Here is an 11,649-nt window from a genome sequence, read left to right on the forward strand (position 1 = left end):
ACGTGACCTGGAGACCGCGCCTGGTGGCGCTGGACATTGACGGAACCCTGACCGCTGTCGGCTCGAACGACATCTCGCCCGCCGTGAAGGCGGCCATCACGCGCGCCACCGAACACGGTGCCGTCGTCGTGCTCTGCACCGGCCGCAGCCTCGTCGGCATCAGTGCGGTAGCCCCGCAACTGCCTGCCTCATATGCCATCTGCTCGAACGGCGCGGTGTGGTGGGACCCGGCGCTGGACGAGGTGACCAAGCGCGTGACGTTCGACCCCGGACCGACCATCAAGACGTTGCAGGCGCTGCTGCCCGGCGCCGTGTTCGCGGTCGAGCAGACCGGTGTCGGCAACCTGTCGCTGGGCGAGTTCCTGCCCGGTGACCTGTGGGGTGCGACGACTCAGGTGACGTTCGAGGAGATGGCGGTGCCGACCTCGCGACTGGTCATGCGCTGGCTGGACCGCACACCGGCCGAGCTGGCGTTCGCCGTGCGCGAGCTGGAACTGCCCGGCATCGCGTGGTCCGTCGACCACACCGAGGCGTGGCTGACCGCGGTGCCTCCGGAGGTCTCGAAGGGCTCGGCACTCGACGAGCTCTGTGCGCAGCTGGACATCAGGGTCTCGGACGCGCTCGCGATCGGTGACGGGTCCAACGACGTCGAGATGCTGAAGTGGGCGGGGCTCGGCGTCGCGATGGGCCAGGCGCCGGCGCACGTACAGGCGGTGGCGGACGAGGTGGCGCCGACCGTGCTGGAGGACGGCGCCGCCCAGGTGCTCGACCGCTTCTTCGCCGGCTAGTCGGAGACGTTCTGCACGGCGACGACCTTGCCGACCTTCACCCGCACGACCATCTCGCCGGGCACGCCGTTGCGGTCGGCGTACTCGTCGGCGCGGTCGGCGCCCATGTAGCGCGCGGCGGTGCGGCCCGCCCAGTACTTGAGCTGGTCCGGGTCCTCGTCGATCACGGCCTGGCCGGTGATGGTGACGAAGTTGAACGGCGGCCTCTCGTCGTCGAAGCACAGGGCCACGCGGCCGTCGCGCAGGATCGACTTGCCCTTGACCGTGTCGCGGGCGGTCAGGAAGACGACGTCCGGGCCGTCGAGGTCGACCCAGACCGGGGCGATGTGCGGTGAGCCGTCCTTGCGGGTGACCGCGAGCTTGGCGGTGCGGGCGGGTTTGGCCAGGACGAACTCGCGCCACCAGCCGTCCGGGGCTTCCGTGTATCCCATGTGGCTCATTCAACTACGACGGAGGTAGCACCACCGGACGACGGAAGTTGACGCACGCGCAGACCGCAGGCCGATGTGGCAGGACCCCTCGGAACGTCAAAGTAGTCCCATCACCGAGAGGGGACAGCCAATGATCGAGGCAATCGGCCTCACCAAGAGATACGGCAGGACGGTCGCGGTCGACGACCTGTCGTTCACCGTCCAACCTGGACGGGTGACCGGATTCCTCGGTCCGAACGGCGCCGGCAAGTCGACCACCATGCGCATGATCCTGGGGCTCGACCGTCCGACGGCAGGCCGCGTGCTGATCGACGGAAAGCCCTACACCGAGTTGCACCGTCCACTGCAGACGGTCGGTGCGCTGCTCGACGCCAAGTGGGTTCACCCGAACCGCTCCGCCCGCGCTCACCTGCGCTGGCTCGCCAAGTCCAACGGCCTGCCGGACAACCGCGTGGACGCGGTGCTGGAGGCCGTCGGTCTCACGCAGGTCGCCGGCAAGAACGCCGGCGGGTTCTCGCTCGGCATGTCGCAGCGGCTGGGGATCGCGGCGGCACTGCTCGGCGACCCGAAGGTGTTGCTGTTCGACGAGCCGGTCAACGGCCTCGACCCGGAGGGCATCCTCTGGATCCGCACGTTCATGCAGAACCTCGCCGCAGAGGGCCGCACGGTCCTGGTGTCGAGCCACCTGCTGTCGGAGATGGCCGTGACGGCCAGCGAGCTCATCGTGATCGGCCGGGGGAAGCTGATCACGCAGAGCACCACGCAGGAGTTCATCGACAGCGCAACGGGTAACACCGTCCTCGTGCGCAGCCCTCAGCTCTTCAAGCTCGGCCCGCTGCTCGTCGACAAGGGCTTCACCGTTCGTGACGGTGCGGACGGCGCGTTGTCCGTATCGGGTGCAACCAGTGACCAGATCGGTGACATCGCCGGTGCCAACGGTGTCGTCCTGCACGAGTTGAGCCCCCAGCGTGGTTCGCTCGAAGAGGCGTTCATGCAGCTGACCGGTGATGCTGTCGAGTACCACGCAGAGATCGGGAAGTGAGTCTGATGACCCTGTTGGCAGTTGAGAGAATCAAGCTCTTCTCGACCCGCTCGCCGTACTGGTGCAGCGCGCTCGCCCTGATCCTGGGTGTCGGACTCACCGCGATCATCGCGGCCTCGACCGACAACGGCCAGTTGTCCCTCGGAGTCACGCAGTTCGGCAGCAGCCAGCTCGCGCTGTCCGTCGTGCTGGTGATGGCGGCCCTCGCGGTCACGACCGAGTACCGCTTCAGCACGATCCGCGCGACGTTCCTCGCGGTGCCGAACCGGACGTCCGCGCTGGTCGCGAAGACCGTCGTGGTGGCGTTCATCGCCGGTGTCCTCGGTGAGATCATCGCGTTCGGCTCGGTGGGCATGGCGAAGCTGTTGTCGCCCGCCTCGGACCTCGCGATCAACACGAGCGGTGAGTGGCGGCACGTCGCGGGCGTCGGCCTGCTCTACGGGATCGGCGCGATCATCGCGATCGCGGTCGGCATCCTGGTCCGGCAGACCGCCGGTGCCGTGGCCATCCTGCTGGTCTGGAACATGCTGCTCGAAGGCCTGATCGGGATCATCCCCAAGGTCGGCGTGAAGATCCAGGCGTGGCTGCCCTTCATGAACGCCAACCACTTCCTGCAGCTCGGCGGCGGCGACGCGGCCGAACAGGCGGGGGCGGGCATCGACTTCAAGCTGAGCCAGTGGGGATCGCTGGCCTACTTCGCCGGTATCGCCATCGCGATGCTGGTGGTCGCACTGATCGTCGCGAAGCGGCGGGACGCGTGACCTGTTCCGAATAAGGGGGAGAGGGGCCTGGGTCATCCGTCGGGGGGTGACCCAGGTCCCTGTCAGTTCTGTCGAGCGAACCGGGAGAGGTCATGATCGAAGCAGTGCGGTTGCAGAAGCACTACGGCAGGACGAAGGCCGTCGACGACCTGTCGTTCACCGTCCAGCCGGGCCGCGTCACGGGCTTCCTCGGCCCGAACGGCGCCGGCAAGTCCACGACGATGCGGATGATCCTCGGCCTCGACACCCCCACCGCCGGCGACGTCAGGATCGACGGGCAGCACTACGCCCAGCTCAAGCAGCCGTTGCGCAAGGTCGGCGCGCTGCTCGACGCGAAGTGGGTGCACCCCAACCGTTCCGCGCGATCGCACCTCAAGTGGCTCGCCGTCTCGAACAAGATCCCGGTCAGCCGGGTGCAGGAAGTGCTGGAGGTCGTCGGCCTCACCGAGGTCGCGCACAAGAACGCCGGTGGCTTCTCGCTCGGCATGTCGCAGCGGCTCGGCATCGCGGGCGCGTTGCTCGGCGACCCCGAGGTGCTGCTGTTCGACGAGCCGGTCAACGGCCTCGACCCCGAGGGCATCCTCTGGATCCGGCAGTTCATGCACCGGCTCGCGAACGAGGGCCGCACGGTGTTCGTGTCGAGCCACCTGCTGTCCGAGATGGCGCAGACCGCCCAGGACCTCATCGTCATCGGCAAGGGTCAGCTGATCGCGCAGACCTCCACCGAGCAGTTCATCAACGACGCCACCCAGGACACCGTCCGGGTGCGGTCACCGCACGCCGCGAAGCTGCGCGAGATCCTCGCGGCGCACGCCACGGTGACCGACGACTCGGCGAGCGGAAGCCTGGTGGTGCACGGGATTCCGGCGCAGCAGATCGGTGAGCTCGCGGCGGAGAACCAGATCGTGCTGCACGAGCTCAGCCCTCAGCGCGGTTCGCTGGAGGAGGCCTTCATGCAGCTCACCAAGGAGTCGGTGGAGTATCACGCGCACTGACGGGCTTGGGGCGCCGTGACCTGATGGCGGGCAACACGATCAGCAGCCCGGTCATCACGGCGGTGCCGCCCGCGACGGCGGCGACGAACGGCAGCCGGTCCTCCACGTCGACCGGCTGCTGGGGACGCTGGGCAGCGAGTGTCGGAGTCGGTCGCGTGGTCGAGGGTGGCGGCGGCAGCAGCGGATTGCGTTCCACCGGCGGGAGTTGCGCGGTGAGCGCGCCCATCGGGTTGACCATGCCGAACCCGGTCGCCTCGTCCCGGCCGGGCTCCGCCAGGTCGGTCGCGGTCTTGACCAGCGCGTTGACGACGTCCTTCGCCGCCATGTCCGGGTGCTTCGCGCGGACCAGCGCGGCGACGCCGGACACGATCGCCGACGCCGCGCTCGTGCCGTCCATCTCGGCATAACCGCTGGCGTAGACGCTTTGCGGCGCGATGGTCACGATGCCCACCGCCGGAGCCGCGAGCACCGTGTCCGCGCCGACGTTGGACGACGCCCAGGGCTTGCCTTCCTTGTTCGTGCCCGCGACCGCGATCACGCCGTTGATGTTGGCGGGCGCGGAGACCTCCTTGCCGTCGTTGCCGGTGGCGGCGACGAGGACGACGTCCTTCTCGATCGCGTAGTTCACGGCCTTGACCAGCGTCGGCGTCATCGAGCTGGAGAAGCCCAGCGACAGGTTGACGACCTTGGCGCCGTGGTCGGCGGCCCACCTGATGCTCTCGGCGACGGCGTCGAGCCCGAACTGCTCCTTCTCGTCGGCGCTGGCGATCGGCAGGATCTTGGCGCCGGGCGCGATGCCCAGCGCCCCGCCGTCCCGGCCGGTCGCGGCGATGATCCCGGCCATCCCGGTGCCGTGGCCATCGGCGTCGGTCGTGCCGTCGGTGCCCTTGGAACGGCCGAAGCCCGCTCCGGGCAGGACCTGTCCGGCTAGGTCGGGGTGCTTGGCGTCGACGCCGGAGTCGATCACTGCGACGATCACGCCATCCCCGCGGGCCTGGGCCTGCGCCGAGTAGACGTCGAGCGCGTCGAGGTGCCACTCCTGCTCCTCGATCGTCTGTGCGGCGAGCAGCAACGGCAGCGCGACGGCGAGCGCGGAGACCAGGTGCACGTCAGCTACATCGTGTTTCCACGTCACTCCGCAACGTGCCTGGCGTCACACGTTGCGTAAGGGTGCTGTTAACAAGCCGTGAAAAGCCGCAATCTGGACATCACCGGCGTTTGAGTTCACGTTCAATGGGGATATCCCCGCTGCGGAGGTGGCCAGTGGTCCGTGTGGAAGCAATGCTCGGCCTCGAGTGGTCCAGTGCGCTCGAAGCTCCCAACCCTGCCGAAATCGCCCTCACCCCTGCAGACGCGCGCCGTTCCTGGGTGAACCGCGCCGCCGAGAGTGAAGTCCTGACGATGTATCGCTCGGTGCGGGACGTCGAGGACGCGCCCGCGCCGTGGTGGCTGCGAGCGCTGGACCGGGGGCGGCTGCGTTCCCGTGCCGAAGGTCATGCCGTCGAGGACGCGGTGAGCGAACTGCTCTCCTCACGTCCCGGCTGGGTGTTCGTGCCCTGGGTCGACCTCGGCGAGGTCGGGTACTGGGAGTACGTGCCGTCCGAGAGCGGTGTCTACGGGCCCGCCACCCCGACAACCGTGCAGTTCACCGACTCGCACCGCGGGTTCGTGCACCTGGTTCCCGCCCATCGCGGGGCCGGTCGGCCCCAGCCCATCGACTTCACCGTTGCTGACCTGCGAGCTCAGATCGAGGACATCGAACTCATTGCCTAGACTGTCCCGTCGTGACCAGGCCTGAGTTCCCCCGTTCCATCGTCAGCTTCGTCCAGCGCGGCGAGCGCATGACCGTGGGACAGGAACGTGCCTGGGACACGTACTGGGAGAAGATGGGCAACGACGTCAAGTCGTTGCCCGAGGGGCCCCTGGACTTCGACTCGTGGTTCGGCCGCTCCGCGCCCGTGCTGCTGGAGATCGGTTCCGGCATGGGCGAGACCACCTCCCAGCTCGTGGCCGCCGCGCCCGAGCTCAACTACGTCGCCGCCGAGGTCTACAAGCCGGGACTCGCCCAGCTGCTGCTGCGCGCCGAGCACCTCGGTGGGCTCGACAACCTGCGCGTGCTGCGCGGTGACGCCGTCGACCTGCTGACCGACCACATCGCGCCCGCGTCGCTGCACGGCGTGCGGATCTTCTTCCCGGACCCGTGGCCGAAGAACAAGCACCACAAGCGCCGGCTCGTGCAGCCGGAGTTCGTGGCGCTGGTGGCGTCCCGGCTGGAGCCCGGTGGCGTGCTGCACCTCGCGACGGACTGGGAGCAGTACGCGGACCAGATGCTGGAGGTCTGTTCCGGCGAGCGGCTGCTGACCAACGTGTACGACGGCTGGGCGCCGCGGCCGGACTGGCGGCCCGTCACGAAGTTCGAACAGCGTGCGGTGAACGAGGACCGCGTCTCGCACGACCTGATGTTCCGGCGGAACGACCTCACCTGATCGAGGTCTCAAGCCGATCGAGCGAACACCCTGGGTCTCGCATTCACTCGTTGGAGTGGCCGGTGTTGATCACCCGAAATGCCCCGAGTGGCAGTGACGCGTGAGCCTGTTCCGGGCCTAGCGTCTCGCTCCGTGACCCCCGACGTCCTCCCCGTCGCGGAGGAGTTCGTCCGCATGTTCCACGCGGCGCACTCCGACGCAGGCTCGCTGTCCGCCCGCATCGCCCAGGTGCGCGCCGAGATCACCGAGACCGGAACCTACCGCCACACCACCAACGAACTCGCCTACGGCGCGCGGATCGCGTTGCGAGATTCCGGCTGGTGCACCTCCGGTGTGCCTTGGCGCCGCTTGAAAGTCCGCGATCTGCGCGGCTACCGCAACGCCGCCGCAGTCGCCGGCGAATGCGTCGAACACCTGCGGCTGGCGACCAACGGTGGTGAAATCCGGCCGCTGGTAACGGTTTTCGCGCCGGACGCACCCGGTTCGCCCGGGCCGGTGATCTGGAACGAGCAGCTGATCCGGTACGCCGGGTACGCCGACGGGATGGGGGACCGCCGGTACACCCAGTTCACCGAGACCATGCAGGGCATGGGCTGGCGTCCGCCGGTGCGGCGTTCACGCTTCGACCTGCTGCCGTTGGTGGTGGAGACGCAGCACGAGGGGCCGCGGCTGTTCACGCTGCCGTCCGAGATCGTGCACGAAGTTCCTTTGGAGCACCCGACTCTGCCGTGGTTCGGCGAGATGGGCCTGCGCTGGCACGCGGTTCCGGTCATCTCGAACATGCGGCTGTCGATCGGTGGCGTGCACTACCCCGCCGCGCCGTTCAACTCGTGGTTCGTCGGCGCCGAGATCGGCACGCGGTCACTGGCTGAGGAAGGTGCTTACGGTGTGGCGCGTGAGGTCGCCGATGCGTTGGGTCTGGACACCTCGTCCGAACGCACGCTGTGGCGGGACTTCGCGACCGTTCACCTGAACGCTGCAGTGCTGCACTCGTTCGACAAGGCGGCCGTCACCATCACCGACCACCACGCGGAAGCGTTGCACCGCCTCGCCTGGCTGCGTTCCCGCCAACGGCCTTCCGCCGCGCGGCCCGCGTTCCGGCTCGACAGCGCAGCCGCAGCGCGTGCACGGAACGGTTCTCCGGCGCGCTTCACGGCCGCGTTGGACGAGACCCGTCCCCAGCCGACGAGCCGGCTGGCGGAGCTGCTCCGCCAGCAACACTCCCTGACCAGCGTCTGACTTCCCCATCACACGCTGGTGGGGACCTAGTGCTTCGAGTCGATCATCACGCCTGACAGAGCCATCAGAGCAAGGACCAACAGACCGACCACCGCGGCGGCCCAAGTGAACACAACTGACAACATGGCGTCCTCCATCTCCCGACTTTCGCTCCTCCAGAGTCCGTGACCGGCGCGTAATCCGGCATCCGCCGTGAGGGTGTTTCCGCAGGTCGTTCCATCAGCCTTCTGGCTGATGCCGTGGTAGCCCCCGGTCGGACGCGGGGTCGCACTTTCGGCCCTACTGTTGCTCGGGTGGAGAGCACGGAACTGAACTGGCGGTTGCTCGCCAAACGTCAGTGGCCGCTGGCGGTCTCGCTCACCGCCATCGCCCTGCTGGAGACCGGTTCGATCTCGACAGGTCTCGGCTGGTGGCAGGTGCCGGGTGTCGCGGTGGTCTGCGTGATCGCCGTGCTCGCACCCCGCAGGCCGTTCGACGCCGCACTCGCGCTGGCGTTCGCCGTCGCCTGCGTCGCCGTCTACATGCGGCTGCTCGGAGTGTCGATCGAGCCGCACCTGTTCTGGAGCGGCGCGGGCATCTCGATGACCGGGGCCGCGATGGCCACCATCGCGACTCTCGTGCGGGACGCGACGCGGGTCAAGGCAGTGGCGGGAACGCTGGTCGTGCTCGCTGCCATGGCGTTCGCGGAGGTCCTGGGATGGCCGATCGTGGCGGCGCGCGAGTATCGCGAGTGGAGCCCGGACACGTGGAACTTCCTGATCGCGGCGGTTGTTCTGCTCGTCCTGTCGGTAGGCACCGGGATGTACTTCCGGGCACGTGACGACGAACGCGCGTCTCAGCTGGCTGCTTCCGTTGCGGCGGCCCAGAACGCCGAGCGGATGGCGTTGGCGCGCGAACTGCACGACGTGGTCGCGCACTATGTGACGGCGATCGTCGTGCACGCGCAGGCAGGTCAGCTCAACCGCGAGGTCGACGTGCTGCCGTCGATCGCCTCGTCCGGTACCGAGGCGCTGACCGCGATGCGGCGGCTCGTGGGAACCATGCGGGACGGGAGTTCCGAGGGTCCGGCCGCTTCTTCGTCGTTGATGGACGACGTGCGGGCGCTGGCCGCCGAGTCCGGTCTGCCGGTGCGGCTCTCGTTCGACCTGCAGGACGCGGTGCCGCAGGAGCTGGCCCGCTCGGTGCTGCGCCTGGTGCAGGAATCGCTGACGAACACCCAGAAACACGCTTCCGCTGTGTCCTCAGTGGACGTCTCGCTGTCCTCAGGCGACGGCGTGCTGCACCTGGCGGTGCTCGACGACGGCGTCGCGTCCGGTGTGCCCGTGGGCGGATCGGGAGGCTACGGGCTCGTCGGCATGCGCGAGCGCGCGGAACTTCTGGGCGGCACCTTCTCCGCAGGCCGACGCGAACCGACTGGGTGGACGGTCCGCGCCGATCTGCCGATCAGCTAGTCGCGGATGACTTCGAACTCCTGCGTCATCTCGACATCGCTTTGCTGGTCGTCGTTCTGAGGGTCGATGTCGGCCACTGAATGCCTCCGCATGATCACGCCCGGTCGTGGAGTGTGATCATGCCAACTCAGCGCCGGGTCGGCGGCTTGGGGGTGGCGGGCTTCTGCGGATGCACAAAGGGCCCGTCGCATCACGCGTGACGAGCCCTTTGGTCGGGGAGAAGTTTTAGGCCGGGGCGGACCCTGGGGGTCGGCCCGCGCCCGACACAGCGAGGATGCCCACCGCGTCCGGATGCATGCATGCTTGTGACCGGCATCACAGTGGCAGGATTCTTCGCATGTCACTGCGTCTGCACGCCCCGGTGGTCCTGCCCTGCGACCCGTCCTGCGCCGTGTTGCGCGACGCGGTCGTGGACGTCGTCGACGGCCGGATCACCTACGTGGGTGCCATCTCCGATGCCCCCGCCTTCGACGGCGAGGTCCGCGCGCTGTCGGGGATCCTGATGCCCGGCCTCGTGAACACCCACGCGCACAGCCCGATGACGGTGCTGCGCGGCCTGGGCTCCGACCTGCCGCTGCTGCGGTGGCTGCAGGAGCAGATGTGGCCGAACGAGGCGCAGATGACGCCCGCCGACATCGGCACCGGCATGTTGCTCGGCGCCGTCGAGATGCTGCGGCACGGCGTCACCACCTCCGCCGAGATGTACTTCCACGGCCGCGAACTGACGGAGGCCGTCCTGGCCGCCGGGTCACGGGTGGTGTTCGGCGGGGCGATCCTCGACGTGCCGGGCATGGACTGGAAGTCGCTGACCGACGAGATCTCCGCGTGGATCGACGCCGACGGGCTGCGGTTCGGGCCTGGTGAGCGGGTCGAGCTGGCCTACGGGCCGCACTCCGCCTACACGCTGTCGGCTCCTCAGCTCACGTCGATCGCTCTTGAGGCGCGGGCCCGTGGGGCGCTGTTCATGGTGCACGTGGCCGAGTCGCCGTTCGAGGACGAGGCCGCCCGCACCGAGTTCGGGTCCGTGCCGGCCCTGATGAAGGCTTCGGACGTGCTGGGCGGACGGGTGTTGTCCGCGCACTCCGTGCACCTGTCCGACGACGACATCGCCCTGTACGCGGCGTACGGCGTCGGCGTCGCGCACTGCCCCGGCTCCAACACGAAGCTCGCTTCGGGCATCGCGCGGGTGCCCGAACTGCTGGCCGCGGGCGTGGCGGTCGGGCTGGGCACCGACGGGCCCGCGTCCAACGACGACCTGGACCTGCTGGAGGAAGCGCGGCTGGCCGGCCTGCTCGCCCGCGTCTCCAAGATGGACGCGACGGTGCTCGGGGCCGCGCAGGCGTTGCTGATGGCCACTCGGGGCGGGGCCGACGCGCTGGGCCGCGACGACATCGGCGCGCTGGAGGCCGGTCGCTGGGGCGATGTCGTGCACGTCGCCGCCGACGACCCGGCGTTCGCGACCGGGCTGGACGCGCCGGACTCGCAGCTGCTGGCGAACCTCGTCTGGGGGTCCGGGTCGCGCCGGGTCACCGACGTGTGGGTCGCCGGTGACCACGTCGTCGCAGGTGGGGAGTCGACTCGGGTGGATCGGCACGAGGCGCAGGCCGGAGTCGCCGCGGTGGCACGGCGACTGCGCAGCGTCTAGCCACCTAGTGGCGCGACCCGGAACGTTGGCGAGGTAATCCACGCTCAGCAGGGCGCCTCGCCCGTCTGACCGCGAATTCCCCCGGCAACGTTCCGGGCCACGCCACTAGTGCGGCCGCGACCGCACGTTGATCTCGGTGATGTGGGCGTCGGGCGTCGCCAGCACGGCCGACGCCACCGCCCGCCCGATCGAGGCCGGGTCGATGTACTTCGACGGGTCGTACTCGCCACCCTCCTGGCGCCGCACGTCCTGCTGCATCGGCGTGGCCGTGCGGCCGGGGTAGACCGTGGTCACCCGCAACGACGGCTCGTCGCCGCGCAGGGCGTCGGCGTAGGCGCGCAGAGCGAACTTCGAGGCCGCGTAGACGCCCCAGCCGGGGTTCGCGGCCAGGCCGGCGCCGGAGTTGATGAGCACGACGTGGCCGGAGGCGGCGCGCAGCTGCGGCAGGACGAGGTTGGTCAGTTCGGCCACCGCGAAGACGTTCACGTCGAACGTGCGGCGCCAGTCGTCCTGGGAGGCCTCGGCCAGCGGGCCGAGCAGGGCGATGCCGGCGCTGTGGACGATCACGTCGAGGCGCGAGACGGCGGCCACGTCGGCACTGGCGACGTTCGTCAGGTCGAACGGCCACGCCTGCGCGCCGGGGAGTTCGGCGGCCAGCACCGACAGCGACGTCTCGTCGCGGCCGCCTAGCAGCAGGTCGTGAGTTGTGGCCAGATTTCTGGCGATGGCCGAGCCCATTCCGCTGGATGCCCCGGTGACGAGGGCGACCGGACGATCACTCATGGGGCGACCATAGTGCCCCGGTGGGTGC

Annotated in this window: 12 protein-coding genes; 9 read left to right on the plus strand and 3 right to left on the minus strand. The window is 69.1% G+C overall.

Translation table 11 applies throughout. The features are described 5' to 3' along the window. The first annotated feature begins 2 nt into the window (after positions 1-2). Complete coding sequence (locus tag IG04_RS0130170; RefSeq protein ID WP_030480132.1) at positions 3-788, plus strand: HAD family hydrolase; 786 nt, start codon at positions 3-5, stop codon at positions 786-788. Here the strand turns inward: IG04_RS0130170 and IG04_RS0130175 are convergent. Continuing rightward, positions 785-1,219, minus strand: a complete 435-nt coding sequence (locus IG04_RS0130175; RefSeq protein WP_030480133.1) for a PPOX class F420-dependent oxidoreductase — start codon at positions 1,217-1,219, stop codon at positions 785-787. The genes IG04_RS0130170 and IG04_RS0130175 overlap by 4 nt on opposite strands. Positions 1,220-1,349: 130 nt before the next feature. On the opposite strand from IG04_RS0130175, the gene IG04_RS0130180 reads away from it, so the two are divergent. The 3 genes from IG04_RS0130180 to IG04_RS0130190 all read left to right on the plus strand — a co-directional run bounded on the left by IG04_RS0130180 (position 1,350) and on the right by IG04_RS0130190 (position 4,017). After that, positions 1,350-2,261: an ABC transporter ATP-binding protein gene (locus tag IG04_RS0130180; protein WP_030480134.1), complete on the plus strand. Its 912-nt coding sequence runs from the start codon at positions 1,350-1,352 to the stop codon at positions 2,259-2,261. Positions 2,262-2,266: 5 nt separating this feature from the next. After that, positions 2,267-3,022, plus strand: coding sequence for an ABC transporter permease (locus IG04_RS0130185; RefSeq protein ID WP_030480135.1), 756 nt, complete (start codon positions 2,267-2,269; stop codon positions 3,020-3,022). A 92-nt stretch (positions 3,023-3,114) separates the two neighbouring features. After that, positions 3,115-4,017, plus strand: a complete 903-nt coding sequence (locus IG04_RS0130190) for an ABC transporter ATP-binding protein (protein ID WP_030480136.1) — start codon at positions 3,115-3,117, stop codon at positions 4,015-4,017. Here IG04_RS0130190 and mycP read toward each other — a convergent pair. Then, a complete protein-coding gene (gene mycP / locus IG04_RS43015) occupies positions 3,983-5,125 on the minus strand; it encodes a type VII secretion-associated serine protease mycosin (protein ID WP_051770963.1) in 1,143 nt (380 codons plus the stop codon). The genes IG04_RS0130190 and mycP overlap by 35 nt on opposite strands. A 155-nt stretch (positions 5,126-5,280) precedes the next feature. Here mycP and IG04_RS0130200 point away from each other — a divergent pair, with 155 nt between their 5' ends. From IG04_RS0130200 to IG04_RS0130230, 5 genes are all read left to right on the plus strand, one after another. Then, complete coding sequence (locus tag IG04_RS0130200; RefSeq protein WP_245816312.1) at positions 5,281-5,790, plus strand: hypothetical protein; 510 nt, start codon at positions 5,281-5,283, stop codon at positions 5,788-5,790. A gap of 68 nt (positions 5,791-5,858) precedes the next feature. Continuing rightward, positions 5,859-6,503: a tRNA (guanosine(46)-N7)-methyltransferase TrmB gene (gene trmB, locus IG04_RS0130205; RefSeq protein ID WP_216824328.1), complete on the plus strand. Its 645-nt coding sequence runs from the start codon at positions 5,859-5,861 to the stop codon at positions 6,501-6,503. A 132-nt stretch (positions 6,504-6,635) separates the two neighbouring features. Beyond that, complete coding sequence (locus IG04_RS43020) at positions 6,636-7,742, plus strand: nitric oxide synthase oxygenase (RefSeq protein WP_063758336.1); 1,107 nt, start codon at positions 6,636-6,638, stop codon at positions 7,740-7,742. 293 nt (positions 7,743-8,035) lie between these two features. Continuing rightward, a complete protein-coding gene (locus tag IG04_RS0130220) occupies positions 8,036-9,193 on the plus strand; it encodes a sensor histidine kinase (RefSeq protein WP_030480141.1) in 1,158 nt (385 codons plus the stop codon). A 337-nt stretch (positions 9,194-9,530) separates the two neighbouring features. Beyond that, the gene (locus IG04_RS0130230) at positions 9,531-10,838 is read left to right on the plus strand and encodes an amidohydrolase family protein (protein WP_030480142.1); all 1,308 of its coding nucleotides are present in this window, start codon (positions 9,531-9,533) and stop codon (positions 10,836-10,838) included. Positions 10,839-10,943: 105 nt separating this feature from the next. Here IG04_RS0130230 and IG04_RS0130235 read toward each other — a convergent pair whose 3' ends face one another. Further along, complete coding sequence (locus IG04_RS0130235) at positions 10,944-11,621, minus strand: SDR family oxidoreductase (protein ID WP_030480143.1); 678 nt, start codon at positions 11,619-11,621, stop codon at positions 10,944-10,946. Between the last annotated feature and the right edge of the window lie 28 nt (positions 11,622-11,649).

The organism is Lentzea albidocapillata (assembly GCF_000719115.1).
Lineage (GTDB): Bacteria > Actinomycetota > Actinomycetes > Mycobacteriales > Pseudonocardiaceae > Lentzea > Lentzea albidocapillata.